This is a genomic window from Comamonas sp. 7D-2, assembly GCF_022749555.1.
GTDB lineage: Bacteria > Pseudomonadota > Gammaproteobacteria > Burkholderiales > Burkholderiaceae_C > Comamonas > Comamonas thiooxydans.
The window spans coordinates 1882313-1900803 of record NZ_CP094238.1 but is presented as its reverse complement, the minus strand read 5'-3'; the positions used below and the strand labels follow the sequence as shown (position 1 = coordinate 1900803).

The window sequence follows — 18491 nt, the reverse complement described above, 5'->3', positions numbered from 1 at the left end:
TACTCATGACTCCATCAACCATGGACATACTGGGACATCCTTTTCCCCGTCTGCTGATTTGCCGCATTTGCCATCTTCTCACTCAGTCCGGCTCGCCCTGTGGGCACACTGGATGTAGCCTGTGCATCGCCGACTATCAGCTTGACAGTTCGCACCGACTCGTGTCCCTTTCCATCGCTGACCTTGATCTGCAGAACAAGCGTCGTGCTGAGGTCCTTGGGTGCGTTGATGGTTAGCTGGCCGCTATGACGGTCCAAGCGCACCCATCCGGGCAGCTCCTGCTTACCGGAGAAGCTGAACTGGAGCGACTCGATATCCCACGGGCTCTCCGATGCCAGGAGGACGGGCTTCAGGTCCAGAGTGCTGCCCCCACTCGTGACCGAGAACTGCTCAGGTGCTGGATCAAATCCAGAGCGATTGGGTTCTGCCGGCGCGAAAAGCGACGCCCACATCCAGTCATTGACGCCTGCAATTGACTGCGGAAGGCCATATTCAGACCAGCCATCTTGACGAGGCATTCCTGCGTCTCGAGATACGGAGCCGAGCATCATCGATGCAGGGTGTAGAAAACCAGCATTCGGCTCTGGTACCTCGGAAAGTTGAAATGGAGCGAGACCAAGTCCATCAGAGGGACTACTCACAGCATAGGCAAATGGAACAGGCACGGCAGGAGGTACCAGCGGTTCAACAACGCCGCTGAGTGACGTTACCGAAGATACATTGCCCGCAACGTCCCTTTGCTGAACCCAGAGGCTGAATGCCCCGAGACCAGGTAGCTGGAGAGAGTTCCCGCGGCCTTCAATCCAGGAAACGCCATTGTCCAAGGAATACTGCCAACGGCCTCCTGCTTCCAGACCAGAAATGAAGACCAAGCCCGTTGGCGAGACCTGCCGCCCATTCACCAACGTGGCTTGATCCAGAGTAATTTCTGGCGCAACCGGATCAAGGGTATCGATGACATAAGAGTTGGATATTGCGGTGCCGATGCCGCTGTTGCCTGCCGCATCCATATAGCCGGTGTTGTTCAGCGTGATCACATTGCTGGCATCGGTGATGCTGGCTGTCGGCGTCAGGGTCGCCGTCCAGGTGACGCCGTCGCTGCTGCTGAGGTTGCTCAGACTGCCGTTCGCCACAGTGAAGTCACCAATATCCAGCCCCGTCACCGCTTCGCTGAAGGTAATGATGACCGTGGAACTCTCGCCCACCGCCAGCGCCGCGTCGTTCACCACAATGTTGGCTGTCGGGCGCTGGGTGTCGATGACATAGTTGTTCGAATCGGCGGTGCCGCTGCCAGCATTGCCGGCAGCGTCAGTCACCCCGGAATTGTCCAGGGTGATCAGGTTGCTGGCGTCACTGGTGTTGGCGGTCGGCGTGAAGGTCGCAGTCCAGGTGATACCGCCGTCCGCACTGGAAACCGCCGACAACGTACCGTTGGCAATGGTCAGGTCGGCGTTGGTGAAACCGGCGACCGCTTCACTGAAGGTGATGGTCACCAGCGAGGTCTCACCGACCGCAAGGCTGGTGTCCGCCACGACAATGGTCGCCGTTGGGCGCAGCGTATCAATGACGTAGTTGTTGGAGTCCGTGGTGCCGCTGCCAGCATTGCCGGCAGCGTCAGTCACCCCGAAATTGTCCAGGGTGATCAGGTTGCTGGCGTCAGTGATGTTGCTGGTCGGCGTGAACGTCGCCGTCCATGTGATCCCGCCATCGCTGGAACTGAGCGTGCCGAGCGTGCCGTTGGGCACGCTCAGATCGTTGTTGTCGAGACCGGTCACCGCCTCACTGAAAGTGATGGTCACGGTGGTGCTCTCGCCAGCCGACAACGTTGGATCGTTTATCACGATGGTCGCTGTAGGCCGGATGCTGTCCACTGCATAGGCATTCGAGTCGGTGGTGCCGGAACCCGCGTTACCTGCAATGTCTGTCACGCCGGTGTTATCCAGGCTGACATGGTTGTTGCCCGCGTTCACGCCCACCGCCGGCGTCAGGGTGGCAGTCCAGGTGATGTTGTCGCTGGTGGTCAGGTTGCTCAGGGTACCGTTGCCGGCCGTCAGGTCGGCCAGGCTGAAACCGGTCACCGCCTCGCTGAAGATGATGGTCACCTGCGAACTGCCGCCAATACCCAGTTGGTCTTTGGCCACCACGATGGTTGCGGTCGGCCGCTGGGTATCGATCACATAGTTGTTGGAGGTGGTGAGACCCGTGCCGGTGTTGCCCGACGAGGCCGCATTGACACCACTGTTGTCCAGGGTGATCAGGTTGGCCGCGTTGCTGATGTCGCCGGCCGGGGTGAAGGTGGCGGTCCAGGTGACACCGCCGTCGGCGCTGCTCACCGCGCTCAGGGTGCCCCCCACCACCGTCAGGTCGGCGTTGGTAAAACCGCTCACCGCCTGGCTGAAGGTGATGGTCACCTGGGAGGTGTCGCCGATCTTCAGCGCCGGATTGGCCACCACGATGGTCGCGGTGGGACGCACGGTGTCGATGCTGTAGTTGACCGAACTGGTGGTACCCGCGCCACTGTTGCCCGCGATGTCGAAGATCCCGGTATTGGCCAGGGTGATGACGTTGGTCCCACTGCTGGTGTTGGCGTTCGGGGTGAAGGTCGCGGTCCAGGTGACGCCGCCGTCGCTGCTGCTCAGGTTGCTCAGGGTGCCGTTGCCGGCGTTCAATTCGCCCAAGGTAAAACCGGTCACCGCCTCGCTGAAGGTGATCGTCACCTGCGAGGTCTCGCCGGCGCTCAGGTTTGGGTCCGACATGACGATGGTGGCGGTCGGGCGCTGGGTGTCGATCGCGTAGTTGCTCGACACGCTGGTGCCAGTCCCGGCGTTGCCAGCGGTGTCGGTGTAGCCAGTATTGCCCAGGGTGATGACGTTGCTGGCGCTGGTGATGTTCCCGGCCGGAGTGAAGGTGGCGGTCCAGGTGACACCACCGTCGCTGCTGCTCACCGCGCTCAGGGTACCGTTGCTCACCGTCAGGTCGCTGTTGGAGAAACTGGTCACCGCCTCGCTGAAGGTGATGGTCACCTGCGCGGTCTGGCCGATGATCAATGAGCTCTTGTCGATGGCCACGGTGGCGGTGGGTCGCACGCCATCGATGCCATAGTTGTTGGACGTGGTGGTGCCGCTACCGACGTTGCCCGCCCCGTCGAGCACACCCGTGTTGTCGAGAATGACGTAGTTGCTGGCGCTGTTGATGCCCGCCGTCGGGGTGAAGGTGGCCGTCCAGGTGACGCCGCCGTCGCTGCTGCTCACCGCGCTCAGGGTACCGTTGCTCACCGTCAGGTCATCATTGGTAAAGTCGCTCACCGCTTCGCTGAAGGTGATGGTCACCAGCGACATCTGGCCGATGCCCATGTTCGGTTTGGCGAACACGATGGTCGCGGTCGGCCGCTGGGTGTCGACCGAGTAGGTGTTGGAGTTGGTGGTGCCGGTGCCGGCGTTGCCCACCAGGTCGTTGACCTCGAAGTTGCTCAGGGTGACGACATTGCCGCTGTGGGTGACGCCATTGGTCGGGGTCAGGGTCGCGGTCCAGGTGATGTTGTCGCTGGTGCTCAAGTTGCTCAGGGTGCCGTTGGTCGCCCACATGTCGGCCAGGCCGAAATTGGTCACCGCCTCGCTGAAGGTGATGGTTACCAGGCTGCTGCCACCGATATTCAACGAGTTGTTGCTGACCACGATCGTTGCGGTCGGCCGTTGGGTATCGACGGCGTAGAGGCTGGACAGGGCCACGCCGGCGCCTGTGTTGCCCGAGGCATCTGTGTAGAGGCTGTTGTCCAGAGAGACATAGTTGCCGTTGCTGGTATTGCCGGCGTCCGGCGTCAGGGTCGCGGTCCAGTGGATGTTGTCGCTGGTGCTCAGGTTGCTCAGGGTACCGTAGCGGGCCGTCAGGTCCGCCAGGCTGAAACCAGTCACCGCCTCGCTGAAGGTGATGGTCACCGTGGCGGTCTCACCCGCCGTCAGGCTGCTGTCGCTGAGCGAGATGCTTGCGGACGGCCGCACGCCATCGACCACCAGGGCCTTGTTGGCCCCCAGGGAGCCGGCGGCGCCGGGGGCGGCCAAGGTGAGGATGGCATCCTGGCTGGCAGCGCCCTTGATAGTGCCGCCGTTGAGGGTCAGCGCCGTGGTGGCGGCATAGTCGAGATCGGCCGCAACGTCACCCGCCTGCACCGTGTAGCTGAAGGTCAGGGTATTGCTGCCCGAACCGGAAACGTAGTTGAGGGGCCGGTCGGTGGCACCGGTCTCCAGCAGCAGCTGGGGGGTACCAGTGACGCTGACATTGGCGTCGAAGGTCACCGTGATGGTGATGACGTCGCCGATGCCGTACTGGCCATTGCCGTTGCTGGAGGTCACACCGGTCACCCGCGGGAAGATGGGTGCCGTGAGGGTGACGTCGTTGCCGTTGCCGCCGATGTAGCTGGTGGTCAGCGCGGTGCCGTTGCCAGTGGCGGCCATGATGCCGCCCTCGGCAAGACCGCTGAAGGTGCCGGTCACGCTATCGGCGAGGTCATTGCTGATGATGGTGTAGGCGTCGCCTTCCGCCGACGCATAGCCGTGGGTGACGGCCAGGTTGGCGGCGCTCATGTCCACCGTACCGTTCACCACGACCTGGTCGTAGCCGGAGCCCGCGGTCAGGCCATTGATCTGCAGCGCCAGGGTGCTCCCGGCGGCCATGGAGAGGGGGCCATTGATGGTGAGGATGCCCGCCGCGTTACCGCCCGGGGCAAGCGTACCGCCGCTCAGCACCGTCACTGCGCCCAGGGCACCAGTACCGGCCAGGGTGCCGCCGTTGGACACGGTGGTGGCGCTGGCCGTGCTGCCGTTGACCGCCAGGGTGCCGGCGGAGACGGTGGTCGCGCCGGTGTGGGTCTCGGCACCGGTCAGCGTCAGGGTCGCGCTGCCGCTCTTGGTCAGTGTGCCGCCACCGGAAATCACACCGGACAGGGTGGTCGCCGCATCAGCCTGGATAGTCGCCCCACCCGACATAATCACGTTGTTGTCGATAGTGGTAGCGCCGCCAACGGCCAGCGTACCGCCGGCAAGGATCAGGTCGCCGCCACCGAGGTTGGCGTCGGACGCCACGCTCAAGGTGCCAGCGACCAGCGTGGTCGTGCCGGTGTAGGTGTTGTTGCCCGCCAGCACCACGTCGGTATGGTTGCCGCCGACCGAGTAGGCATTCACCGTCAGGTTGCGCGCGCCGCCGCTTTCGCTGATGACGCCGCTGAAGGTGATGTCGTCATCGCCCGTAGCCGGGGAACCGGTGCGCAGCGTGGCGTCGCCGAGCAGCACGATGTCGTTGCTGAAGGTACGGCCGCTGCCGGCCACGCCGAAGGTGGCGCCAGCGGTCAGGTTGATCGTGCCGCTGCCCAGGGTGCTGTTGCCGATCGCGGCCACCAGGCCGGTACCGCCGCTTGAGGACAGGGTGAGATTGCCGCTCAGGCCGCTGGCGTTGCCCAGGTAGATCTGACTATCGCCAGCGTTGAGGTTGAACGCCCCACTGCCGCTCGTCAGGCCACCGAGGCTGATCACCACGCCAGTGCCGCTGCCAGTGGCGTCGAGAGTGACCGCGCTGAGCACCTGAGTCGTGCGGTTGAGGGTGAAGGTGCTGTTGGAATTGACCGCCAGCGTACCGCCGGCGAGCTTGAGGATACCGCCGCCGATCTGGTCGGCCGAGGTGACCACCGTCGTGCCGTTGATCTGGCCGAAGGTCCAGTTGCTGGCGCTGTTGCCAATGTTGATCAGGTTGAGCGTGCCACTGCCGCTCTTGAAGAAGTCGCCGCTGCCGGTAATCAGGCCCGACAGCGTGGCTTCGATGCCGAAGCCGAGCTCGATTGCGCCCGAGCGGCTGGTGATGTCGAACGCGTTGTCGATGGTCTGGCCGTTGCTGGTCACCGAGAAGGTGCCGCCATAGACGCTCACCAGACCGCTGCCGAGGTTGCTGTCGCTGCCGACGGCCAGGATGCCCTCACCGAGAACTGTAGTGCCCGTGTGCTGGCTGGTACCGCTCAGCGCCAGGGTGCCGAATATACCGGTCTTGCTCAGCGTGCCGCCGCCGGAGAACACACCCGAGGCGGTCCAGTCGACGTCGGCGTGGAGCGAGCCACCACCGGCACCGAAGACCATGTTGTTGTCGACCGTGACACCGCCAGTGGTGACATCGAAGGTGCCGCCGTTGAACTGCAGCTCACCGCTGCCGAGCGCATCGTCGGTGCCGACCGCCAGGGTGCCGCCATCAATGGCGATAGCCCCCGAGAAGCCGGCTTCGTTGCCGGTGCTGGCCAACGTCAGCGTGCCGGCGCCTGTCTTGGTCAGTGAGCCGCTGCCGGCCAGCGTGCTGGCGATCGTGGCGGTGTCGGTAAAACCGTTGCTGATGGTGAAACCACCACCCAGGGTAATGGTGCTGCCACCGATAGTAAGTCCATTGGCACCATCCAGATCGAGTGTGTCGCCCGCGCCTCCGGTGACGCCGCTGCCGAGGGTGATGGTGCTGTTATCAGCCAGTACCACTCGAATCGTGTCCGCGCCGCCCTGGGCCGCACCGCGAGCCAACGCTTCACGCAGGCTGAAGCCGTCCGCCGCGTCGCCGCCGGCGTCGTCGTTGCTCTGGTCGACGTAGATGGTGTTGCAGGTGAGCGTCACGTCGCTGTTGACTGTGCCGCCCAGGCTGTCGGTGAGCGCGAAACGGATGTTCGCGTCGCCGTAGGGCGTGGCGTTGTTGTAGCTGATATGGCGTACCACGTCCTGCACCAGCGCGGTGGACGCCGGAAAGCTGCTGCCGGTGAAGGTGATGGTCAGCACGCCGCCGGCGTAGTTGTAGGTCGCGAAGGTGAGACCGGCGAACTGCAGGTCGCCGCTGAAGGCGTTGCCACTGACACTGAAGTTGGCGTTGCTGAGGTCGAAACCGAACAGGTCGTTGGCGCTCGGGTCGGCGCTTCCGCCGGTATAGCGCTGCACCACCAGGCTGGCGCCGCTCCAGTTCGCCAAGTCGTCTTCGGCGTCGCTGACTACAGCGTTGCCGCCGGCGTCGAGCACCACCGTGGTGCCGGCGGTATAGGGCGTGCTGTCGCCGTCAAGACCAGTCACCACCGGCATGCTGTTGATCGGCGCTGTGAGGGTGAAGTCGTTGCCGTCGCCAGCGGCGTAGTTGGCGGTCAGCTGGATACTGTTGCCACCGGCAGTCAGGGTGCCGCCTTCGGCGAGGCCGCTGAAGCTACCGGTGACGGCATCCGCGAGATTGTTGGAAATGATGGTGTAGACGTCGCCGAGGCCGGGCGTGTAGCCATGGGTGGCGGAAAGGGTGGCGCCGGCAACGATCACCGCGCCATTCACCACTACTTGGTCGTACTGGGTGCCAGCTGTGGTGCCGTTGATCTCGACAGCCAGGACGCTGCCCGCGTTCATCTGCAGATTGCCGTTGATCGTCAGACTGCCCGCGCCGGCATTACCCGGGGAGAGCAAGCCACTGCTCTGCACCGTCACATTGCCGCCCAGGATACCGGTACCGGCCAGCGTGCCCCCGGCGGCCACTGTGGTGGCACTGGCAGTGCTGCCAGCTACGGACAGGGTGCCGGCGGACACAGTGGTGGTGCCGGCGTAGTTGTTGCTGCCCGAGAGTGTCAGTGCACCGCTGCCAGTCTTGGTCAGGGCGCCAGTACCGCCGATCGCGCTGCTCAGGCTGACGGCCAAGCCGGAGCCCACTGAGATGCTGCCGGCGCTCGCGCCCAACGAGATCGCATTGTCGATGGTTCCGGCGCTAGTAACAGACAGCGTGCCGTCGTTCAGTTGCAGGGTTCCGCTGCCCAGATTGGCGTCGCCGGCGATCGAAACGGTGCCGCCGCTCAATACCTGCATCCCCCAACTCTGTCCGCTGTTGGTGCCGGACAACGTGAAGGTGCCGCCGCCATCCAGCGTCAGGGTGCCGGAACCGGTGATCGCGCCGGAGAAGGTGCTGCTGGTGCCGTTGATGCCGATCGTCAGCGCGGAGGTGCCGAGGGCCACCGTACCGGCGCCGGACAAGGCGTCGATGGTCTCATCGGCCGAGACGGTCAGGGTCGCGCCGGACGCCAGCGCCACCGACGTGTTGTCGTCCAGCGCGCCGCCGACGCGGTTGAGCGTCAGCCCGCCCGCCGACACGTTGGTGGCGCCGGTGTAACTGTTGTTGCCGGTCAGCGTCAGCGTGCCGCTACCAGCCTTGGTGAGGCCGAACAGACCCGAGATAGCACCGGCGTAGGTGGTACTGGTGTTGTCGCCTCCGGTAGTCAGACCGGCGTTGAGTACCACGCTGCCTGTGCCAGCCAGGGAGCCGATGGTCTCGTCGCTGGAGAGGGTCAGCGTAGTGCCGGCCGATTGCGTCACGGCACTGTTGTTGCCGATCGCCGAACCGCCGCTGAGGTTCAGGCCGCCGGCGGACAAGCTGACGGCACCGCTGTGGGTATTATTGCCGCTAAGGGTCAGGGTGGAGGCACCGGATTTGGTCAGGGTGCCGCTGCCGCTGAGAACGCCGCTCAGGGCGGCATTGGCGCTGTTGTTGATGGTCGATGCCGCAGCAACGGCGATTGCGTTATCGATGGTAGTGGAGCCGGTGACGGCCAGAGTGCCGCCGCTCAACGTGACCTGACCGGACCCCAAGTGGTCGTCGTTGGCGATCGATAGCGTGCCGCCGGTGATGGTAGTGCCGCCGGTATGGCCTGCCTCGTTGCCGGTATTGGATAACGTCAGCGTGCCGCTGTCGGTCTTGTTCAGACTGAACGGCCCGCTCAGGGCGCCGGAGAGGGTCAGGGTGCTGCCAGAGGCAGCACTGATATCGGTACCGCCAGCGAGGGTGACGTTGCCACTCAAGGTGGAGGAGCCGGAAACGAGGTGAATGGCACCGTAATTGACGGAGGACACCGTCGTGCCGCTGCCACTTACCACGAAGCTCTCGGCGACGCTCAGGGCACCGTCGATACGCACCGTTGCGCCATTGCTGACAGTAGTCCCGCCCGCAGTGGTACCCAGTGCATTGGCATGGCTGACGAGCAGTGTGCCGCCCGTGACGTTAGTGGCACCGGTGTAGGTGTTGTTGCCGCTGAGCTGCAGGATCGACGGAGACGTCTTGGTCAGGCTGCCGCCGCCGGAAATCACGCCAGAGAAATTGGCGGTGTTGGCACCGCTGCCACCGGCAACGCTGATGGTGCCGCCGCCCGTACCCAAGGTAATGGCATTGGTGAAGGTGGTGGACGCTCCCACCCCCGTCACGGTCATGGCCAGGGTGCCGCCGTCCAGGGTCAGGCTACCGCTCGACAGGCGCGAGCCGGTGTCGGTAGTGAGCGTTCCGCCCGTGACCGACACGGCCCCGGACCAACCGGCATTATTGCTGGTGGAGCCGAGTGTCAGGGTGCCAGCGCCGGACTTGGCCAGCGCGCCGGTCCCTGCGATGGTGCTGTTGACGGTTGCCGTGTCGCCGCTCCCATTCACAAAGCTCAGCGTAGTGCCGCCACCCAAGGTAATGGTGCTGCCATTGATGACCAGCCCCGAGGCCGAATCGGTGTTGAGGGTCAGGCTTTCGTTGATGGCCAGGTTTCCGGCCAGCGATACGGTATTGCTGAAAAAATTGGTGCCGAAAACAAGCGTCTGGCTACCCGTGGCGTCTTGAGCGGCAATCGCCACTGCCTCGCTGATGCTCACCCCGTTAGCCGCGTTGATCGTGGCGGTGTCGATGAGGTTGGTGATGTAAATGGTGTCGCTGGTGACCGTGGTATCAGCCGTGGCACTGGAGGTGCCGTCGCTCAGGGTGAAACGCACCGTAGCATCGCCGGCCGGGGTGTCGCTGCGGTAGGTGATTCGATGTGCCACGTCATTGACCAGTGCGGTGGTGGCTATTGCGCTGCTGCTGTTGAAGGTGACGGTCAGTACACCGCCAGTGTTGGCGTAGGTGGCGAATGTGTTGCCATTGAACTGCAGGTTGTTACCGCTGACAGTGAACAGCGCCCCCGAGGTATTGAAGCCGAAGTCATCGCCGGGAACCGCGCCGCTGGGACGTTGCAGGGTCAGGCTCGCGCCGGCCCAGTTGCCATTGCCTCCGTTAAGTGCGCCGAATTCAGCATCCGCCAGCGTGGCGTTGCCGCCGGCGTCCAGCGTCACGCTACTGCCAACGCCAGCCCAGGCGACACTGTCGCCATTGACGTTGCCGAGGGTCGGCGCGGTATTGGCGGGAGAAGTCGTGAAGCTGAGGAAGTCCATGTTGGCTGGACTCCCCTCATTTACATCCGGCCCCGGAATTACATCGAGGAAACGGATCGTAAAGGACGTGATGTTCAGCAGGTTGGCAGGGATGACGATGGTCTGACCGGTCTGATTCGCGATCAGGACGCTGGTGACCTTGGCGGCCTCGTTGCCAGTGGGATAGATCTCGAACTGATAATCGCTGGCGTCGAGTGCCTGGACGGAGATGCTATCCAGATTGAACGGGCCGCCGCTGCTGCTGATGGTGAACTCGACGGGAGGCGTGTTGAAGGCATTCGAGTCCACATTGAGATAGATGCTAGTGGCAGTGGCCGCGAGATTTCCAGCGACCTGGTTATCCGAGTAGCTCCACTCGTCAGCATTATTGGCCAACCAGGTCGAATTGAGTGAAACCGTGGCCAGCAGGCCGTCATAGCCGGGCGCCGCGTCCTGCCAGAGCGAAGCGGTCTCCAGGCTTCCCACCTGCGCCTCAAGCGACCAGTCCCCACCCTTGCTCAGGGCGCCGGTCGCATCACTGGAAGCCGCCACATCGGCTGCCGTGAGGCTGGCGATCTGCTGGATCAGGGTCTGGCCGGAACCCTTGGCCACATCGCAGCCGTAGATCAAGATATCGCCGTCCGCCTTCAGCGAATCACCGATGGCGGCCAGATCGTCCGCACGCTGCTGGACGCTGCCCGTGTCCAGCACCGACGTGCCGAGCAGCACCTGCCCTTCCGAGCCATGGCTGATGATATGGATGGCATCGATGCCACTGCGGCCGTCCAGGTAATTGGCAATCTGCTGCAGCCCATCCTTGTTCGCATCCAGCACGACGACTTCAGTGCCTGGTTTCAGGCCGCTGATGAGCTGCTCGTAATCCTTGATATTGCTGTCAACGAAGACCACTTCCTGGCGCTGTGTAGTCGCCGGCGAAGCCTCGGTCGCTCTGTGCGCTTCCACGGTCAGCGCATGTCGCAGCGCAGTTGCCGTGTCCACCATATGCTCTGCGGCCGCAGGCGCCGCAGCATCTGTAGCCGCATGCGCCACATCCACCGCCGCTGCACCGTCAAACATAAAGCGCTGCTCCAATGCCAGCGGGCGCACGGCAGAAGCCGGCTGCAAGCGCTGGGCGGCATCGGTCTTCACTGCCTGCGCCGTCATGGCCTGTGTCAGACGGCTCCAGAATGAGCGAGATTTGCGGGTCATCAAAGTGTCCTTCCTGTATGAAGGTGGCATGGCGCTTGCCTGCCTTGCAGGTTCAGGCCGCCGGCTTGCCCTCTTCCCGGGAGCTGTCGGTCTCTTGCTATCGGACTATAAAAATATGAGCTTTTGGCGCCTTTCATATATAGACTTCAGCATTAAAGTAATCTGAAACCTTTGAATGGCATGCGCAATATGCTCTTGTATTTGAATGTCTAGGGCTTGCCAGTCTGGGGTGGTGCCAGCAGCACCTGCCCGCTCATTCCGGCGATCAGCTCGGTAAACTTTCCGTGAATGGCCGCATTGACTTTCACCGACTGGCTCACCGGGTCCACGCGCGCAGCCAGGCGCTGCACCTTGGCGGGATAGGTTTTGCCGGTCTCGTCAATGCGCACCTGGAATTCCGAGCCCGAATGCAGCCAGCTGAGCCAGCGCGAAGGCACCAGAAACTCCAGCTCCAGCGCGGAGTCGTCCAGAATGTCCAGCAGCGCCTGGCCCGGCTGCGCATATTGCTGCTCGCGGATCTTCTGCTCGGCCACGCGACCCGCATAGGGCGCGGTGATCTGGCATTTGCTCAGCAAGCTGCGGTTGGCGGCGACCTCGGCCCTGGCCTTGTTCCATTCGGCCTGAGAGACATCCAGCTCCACCTTGCCGACAGAGTTCAGCTCGGCCAGGCGCTGGTTGGCCTTCCAGGTCTTCTCGGTGGCATCCACCCCTGCCTGTGCCTTGTTCAACTGGGCTTGCGGCAGGCTGCAGTCAAACTGCACCAGCAACTGTCCCTGACGAAATGCGCCCCCCTCCACCACGGGCAGACGCTGTACCTTGGCACCGATCTCTGCTGCCAGAGTGGTGTAGCGGCGCGGTGAAAGCTGGGCACGGATCTCACGCTGGTCCAGCACACTGGGCAAGGGTGCCTGAGTCTTGGGAAAGCTCTGGACTGAGGAGCCGTGCTGGGCGTGGGCGGTGAGCGACAGGCACAACGCCAGACCCAGAATCAAGGGAGACACGCAAGACTTCATTGGAATTGGCCCGCGTCCCAGCTTTGCAGCGATTTGCCAACGGCCTGCGTGAGTTCGAGCAAGGGCATGCTGTCGGAGCCCTCGATCACGGGCTCCATGCCCAAGGTGGCTTGCAGACGGGAACTGGCGGCCTGCATATTGGATTGGGCCTGGTAACGACGCAGCACGGAAAGAATAGTTGTGGTCTGCTGGGAGACCCGTTCAAGCGCATTGAGCTTGTCGGCCTGCACCTGGTTGTTCACATGCTCGGACAGACGCTGGTCCACCGAGGCAATGGTCTGCGCTCTTTCATACTGGCGCACGGCGTTCGCAAATTGCAAACGCGCTACATGCAGCTGTGTCAATACCGCCATCTGGGTAGCCAGACGACGCTGATCGGCCAGCTGGACACCCGCATCGGCCAGCTGACGCTGCGCAGGCAGTGACAGCAGCCCCAGCAGATTGAAAGAGATCTGCAGGCCCGCATCCTGCCAGCGGTCGTTGATCAGATAGCTGTCGCTGCTCTTGTTGACACCGTAGTTGAAGGAAAGGCCGGGGAACATGCGCAGCATGACGCGCTTGGTCTCTTCATTGGCGATACGGGCGTTGTACAGGCTCTCGCGCAGATCCGGGTTCAGCAGCAGGGCCCGGTCCTCCAGCTTGTCCACCGGCTGCTCCAGCCAGCGCTGGGCATTCGAGGCCGCAGGCTCGATCACGCGCAGCGGCTGGTTCAGCTCTGCGGGCGAGACCCCCATCAAGGATGCCAGCTCGATGCGCGAGGAAGACAGCTCCTGCTGAATGGCCTCCAGCAGGCGGATGTTCTCCAGCAACTGGCGCTGATAGCGCAGCGGCTCCATGGGGGAGCGCAGTTTTTCCGCCTCGACCTTGCGCGAGTCTTCCAGGGCCTTGTCTGCATCCCGGCCTGCGGTCTGCAGCGAAGACTCCAGGGCCTGGGCCGCAGCCACACGCCAGTAAGCGATACGTACATCCTGGATCAGCGTGTGTATGGCCTTGCGGCGACGCTCAGCCGCAATTTGGGCGCGATCCGCATGCTGACGAGCGGCGTAATAGCTTTGACCGAAGTCCAGCAGGCTCCATGAGAAGCTCAGCGAAGCCAAGGTCGACTCACGATCCGACGAGATATAGGGATGAGCCAGGGAAGGCGCGCCCGTGACCGAGTCCGTGCTGCGGCTGATCAGGTCCTTGTCGCGGTAGCGGTAGCCGGCCGAGGCCACCAGCTTGGGCAGCATGTCGAACTTGGCAACATTGGCCGTGCCCTGGGCCACTGCCTCTTCCATGCCACGCAGGCGCTGGGCTGCGTTGTATTTGATGGCTCTCGCAATGGCCTCTTCAAGACTCACCACACCAGTCAGCGGAGCAACGTCCTTGCCGAGGCTTTGCCGATCGGCCTGGACCTGCGACTGAATTTCTTCTGTCGAGAGCGCCTGACTGCTCAGGTTGGCACAGCCAGTGAGCCAGATGGCAGAGCCCAACAAGGCCGTGAGCCGGACACGGCCACGAAAATTTGTCTCGGACCGGCAGTGAGCAATGGCGTTCATATTCGCAAGGGGATGGTGGCAAAGACGGTTTGACAAGAAGACTGGCCCAGATGGAATCTATGCACCAAACCTCAAAAAGTATGCAAAAGTCTTAATTGTCAAAAAATGTGTTCGCGATATTACTGATCAAAGGTGACAACCGCAATCACTGAAATCAGGTATTTCTTCTGCCAGAAGCACCATGCAGCCGCACTCATTTTTTGCCCCAATTGGTGCATTGAGTCCTTGGTGGAGACTGGTCAAGCGAGTCGGTTGTGGTGCAGTGTGTAGCTGCCTGAGGCTGCTTCCAAAGCCGCTTCCGGTTGGAGACAGCAAGGCGCTCCTTCGGGTTTTCTCAGAGCCGACGGCGCATAGCTGCTATTGGAGATTTCAGCCCTGAGCTGTGAATTTCAGATCAACACCGTTCGCAAGCGCGCTTGCCAGGCATTCCGAGGCATTGGAAGACGCACAACAACGCCCACCAGGCACATCAAACTGCTCCAGCAAAGCCAGGCAGTTCAATCGCGGCAGCGACATCGTCAAGCTTGAGGGGTCTGGACGCCCAATGGAAATCGACCGCAACATCATGGGCGTGACGATTGCAATCGATGGCGCGGAAATGCCTCATGAGGGGTGCTGAAAACCCCGGCAGTCAATCCTGATCGCTGCCTTGCCTCAGGTCGTCCGCGACCGACGCGACAAAGCTGACGCAGAGCGTCAACACCATGAGCGCAAAACTGACAAGCAGCCACTTCATAGCGTCCTCGTGCAATTGATATTCGCAAACAGTATGCTCGCATTGATTGACAGCACTACATAGATGTTTACGCTAGGGCCAAGCACAAACCAAGCTCAAACCAAGCACCCGTCACCCGAGGCTCCATATGGGCTCAGGCCCTTTGCAAAGGAGTCACGAGAAGAGCCAAGGCCTGCTCGATGCAGGCGAACGAAGCCAGCTAAGCCAGCCGTCTGCAGGACGAGATCGGTTGCCAGACACCCAAACGATGCGACCGCCCATGTAGCGACACCTGCCGACTAGTGAAGCGAGAACACCGCCGCGGCATCAATCTCAAGTGGCCTGGAAAGCAAATACCCTTGAGCGCAATCCACTCCAAGCCTTTGCAGCATATCCAGCTCTTCCGCCCGTTCAACGCCCTCTGCAATCACCAGGCTTCCTATTTCATGCGCGAAGCTGATGAGGCCTCTGGCCAGTGCACGCCGTTTCTCATCTGTATCGATAGAGTGAGTAAGACTCATATCCAGCTTGATGATCTCGGGCTCGAGATTGAGGATATGCCGCATGCTGGAATAGCCTGCACCAGCATCGTCAACCGCCAGTTTCGCGCCCCGGCGACGGTAAGGCTCCAGCCCAATGGCAAGAGCCTTGTAATCCTTGACCGCAGCATGTTCTGTAATCTCCAGGACCAGACGTGAGAGATCATCAATGCCATCAAGTAGTTGATGGAATTTGCTGCTAAGCAGCAATTGTGGCGAGCAGTTGACACTTACGCTGCTGTTGGCGGGCAGCCGCTCCAGCGCTGGCAGCACCTTGGAAACAGCGCACAACTCCAGGTCAATGCCCAAACCGGCCTTGTCTGCCACATCGAACCAATAATCCGGCGCATGCCTGGGCTCGACATCAAAACGCGAAAGGCTTTCAAAGCCGCAGATGGCCTTGTCACGCAAACTGCAGATCGGCTGGAAAACCATCCTCGGATCACCGTGCGCCAACGCGGATCGGACCTCACCGACCAACCGTGCCTTGACCTGCTCCTCGGCAGCCTGCTCTTCGATACGGTCTGCCAGAATCTCTGCAAATGCGCGCAGCAATTGCATGTCGCGCTCCCCTAGTGTTGGGTTCGGGAGATAGCTGAAGCAGCAAAGCGTCCCATACACATGCCCATCCGTGAGACGGACGGGAACACTCAAATGAGACCCAATTGGAATTGCATGTGTTGCAGAAATGTGCTGAGCAGCCGGCACACAACTTGTGTCCGGAATGCATTCGGGCAGCTCGCCATGAACAACCTTCAGGCAGTATCCCTCCTGCATGGGAATGCTCTGGCCTTGATGGAGCGGCCCGCCCGAAACACTGTCCAAATGCTTGAGCACCCGTTCGGCCGCACCGAAGTGTGAGACAAAGGCGATATCCATTCCCAGATGCTTGCGAACCGCACGCAGTATGCGATCCACTCCTTCTGCGCACACACCTGATCTCATCAAATGATTGAGATGGCGATTCCCGTCAACCTCCAGATCGTTCATCTGCATGCCCCCTCTTACATACAGTCGACTCACACGGCTTTTGTCAATATTTAATCTGGAAAAGCATGCAATGTGAAGCGATGATCATCGATATCCAACAAGTGTCTCAGCAGCTGCCGTGGTGAAAATGTCAATCAATCCACCAGCTTCGCCATCCACCTGGATTTCAGCTGCTGCTCCAGGAATGTTTCCGCGGTGAGTTTTTCTGTATGACGGCTTCGTGGCATATGTCGCCACCTGTTATCCGCTTTGAAGCCTCCTCAAATCCTCGCTCCACTCAAAAGTAGAGAGCCCACCCCAGGGAGGTCTACGCATGAAGAAATCCAGAGTTAGTGAAGCGCAGATCTACTATCCACTCTTGCGAATCGGTCTGCATTTGCTGCATGGTCATCAGAACCAATGATTCAAGCATGTCTGCTTAACGCCGGGGTAGTCTTGCCCGTACCAAGGACACGATGCGATTGCACCGCTCTCCATCGAAATTGAAGGCGTCGCTGAGCGCCATATCCAGATCCTGTGAAAGCCCTTCACGAAGCATGCTTCGTGCACGGAAGAAGCGCGTGCGCACCGTGGCCTCTGGAATTTCCAGTATCTGCGACACCTCTTGCGCACTCATCTCTTCGACGCCGCGCAACATGAAAACCCTGCGGAAGTCATCGGGCAGCAGGTCAATGCGCGCCTCCATGATTCGACGCAACTCCGAACGCATGACGGTTCGATCGGGGCCGCGGTCCATATCGTCTTGCTGCCAACTGGCATCCATCTGCTGGGTCGATGCCATCGCGGACTCCAGCGGCACGATCTTCAACTGACGACGTCTAATCTGTCCAAGTGCTTCGTTAACGACAATGCGTACCAGCCATGTCGACAACTTGGCATCCGCCCTGAAATTCCCCAATGCCTGCCAAGCCTGCAAATAGGCCTGCTGCACGACATCTTCGGCATCCGTGTCACTTTTCAATATGGCTCGTGCGGTGCGGAACAACAAGCGATTGTGGCGTCGCATGATGGCCTCGAAAGCCACCTCATCGCCAGCTGCGGCTCTGAAAGCGAGCTCCAGATCCGAAGCATCAGCAACCGCAGGGCTGTGGTTCGAAGGTTGAGTGTGCGGCATGTACGCCTCCTTTGACCATTGGATGGTGTATCCGCGTCCAGCGTTCCCGTGTCGATCTGATTCTCGGCCCTGCTGCCAACAGGGGCGGAACGTGGTGACGCTCCGATCCATCCAATGGATGAGTGCTTGCCCTGGCCACCGGATTTCCGGTCTCCCAAAGCTGGCCTCGTCACCTACGAAGGAGTGCATCATGTCGTTTTTGCATATCGCTCATCCACAGGAGGCGCGCCGCCTCTTTCTTGGCCAATCCGGGCTGATGCTTTCAGGTGCCGCTGTTGCGCTACTAGCCGGCCGTGAAGCGCTGGCCGCCAAAACCGGCGATGGAAAAGCCCAGGACACTCAAATCCTGAACACCGCCCTGAGTGCAGAGCTGGAGGCCATTGCTGCTTATCAGTTGGGAGCCGAAAGCAAACTGCTACAACACTCGGTGCTGGATCTGGCCCTGACCTTCCAGGGCCATCACAAAGCGCATGCTGAACTACTTGCCAAGACGGTTGAAAAACTGGGTGGCAAGCCGGTAGTCCCCAAGACTGCTTACAACTTCCCAGCAAATCAGCTGAAATCACAGGAGGATGTGCTGCGCTTTGCGGCACGACTGGAGCAAGGGGCCGTCAGTGCTTATCTGGGAGCCGTTCCCTTGTTTGGCAATCGAGAACTATCCAAGGCTGCGGCCAGCATTCTGGGTGATGAAGCCATGCACTGGGCAGTACTGCGCCAGGCAGTGGGCGAAGCACCGGTCCCCACGGCATTCGTATCATGAACACCGAACGGTGGCTGCTGCTTGGCATGCTGTCGTTCGCTGCGACAGTGCATGCAGCACCTGACAAACTTCCTGGCGAGCAGATATACGCTCGCTGTGCAGCCTGCCATGCGCTGGCATACGACCGAGTGGGACCGCATCATTGCGGCCTGTTGGGACGGCGTGCTGGCACGGTTCCCGGCTTTGCTTACTCGGATGCGATGAAGAATTCCGGCTTCATCTGGGACGAAAAAACACTCGATCGCTTCCTGACCCAGCCCATGAAGATGCTACCAGGCACGACAATGACGTACGCCGGAATCCCTGACCCCAAGGAGCGTAGCGACTTGATTGCCTACCTCAAGCAAGCTAACGATTCACGAGAGTGTCATTCACTTCGAGCACTCCCGCATTGAATGCATATACCCTAGCTGCGCG

The 18491-nt window shown here is 61.4% G+C and carries 7 protein-coding genes; 2 read left to right on the top strand and 5 right to left on the bottom strand.

Annotated features, from left to right (window positions below; all coding sequences use genetic code 11):
- Nucleotides 1-14 precede the first annotated feature (14 nt).
- The 5 genes from MPZ60_RS08700 to MPZ60_RS08680 all read right to left on the bottom strand — a co-directional run bounded on the left by MPZ60_RS08700 (nt 15) and on the right by MPZ60_RS08680 (nt 17314).
- Nucleotides 15-11405, bottom strand: a complete 11391-nt coding sequence (locus tag MPZ60_RS08700; RefSeq protein WP_034384959.1) for an Ig-like domain-containing protein — start codon at nt 11403-11405, stop codon at nt 15-17.
- 209 nt (nt 11406-11614) lie between these two features.
- Nucleotides 11615-12397 (bottom strand): efflux RND transporter periplasmic adaptor subunit, encoded by a 783-nt coding sequence (locus MPZ60_RS08695; protein ID WP_034356737.1) that lies wholly within the window; start codon nt 12395-12397, stop codon nt 11615-11617.
- A 17-nt stretch (nt 12398-12414) separates the two neighbouring features.
- A complete protein-coding gene (locus MPZ60_RS08690; protein WP_242607023.1) occupies nt 12415-13956 on the bottom strand; it encodes a TolC family protein in 1542 nt (513 codons plus the stop codon).
- A 1014-nt stretch (nt 13957-14970) separates the two neighbouring features.
- Entirely contained in the window at nt 14971-16206 is a 1236-nt protein-coding gene (locus MPZ60_RS08685) for an EAL domain-containing protein (RefSeq protein WP_034356719.1), read from the bottom strand.
- A gap of 412 nt (nt 16207-16618) precedes the next feature.
- Entirely contained in the window at nt 16619-17314 is a 696-nt protein-coding gene (locus MPZ60_RS08680; RefSeq protein ID WP_034356731.1) for an RNA polymerase sigma factor, read from the bottom strand.
- 190 nt (nt 17315-17504) lie between these two features.
- Between MPZ60_RS08680 and MPZ60_RS08675 the strand changes: the two genes are divergently transcribed.
- Complete coding sequence (locus MPZ60_RS08675) at nt 17505-18074, top strand: ferritin-like domain-containing protein (RefSeq protein ID WP_012837780.1); 570 nt, start codon at nt 17505-17507, stop codon at nt 18072-18074.
- Entirely contained in the window at nt 18071-18469 is a 399-nt protein-coding gene (locus tag MPZ60_RS08670) for a cytochrome c family protein (protein WP_034383582.1), read from the top strand. The genes MPZ60_RS08675 and MPZ60_RS08670 overlap by 4 nt, the downstream gene beginning before the upstream one ends.
- The last annotated feature ends 22 nt before the right edge of the window (nt 18470-18491 follow it).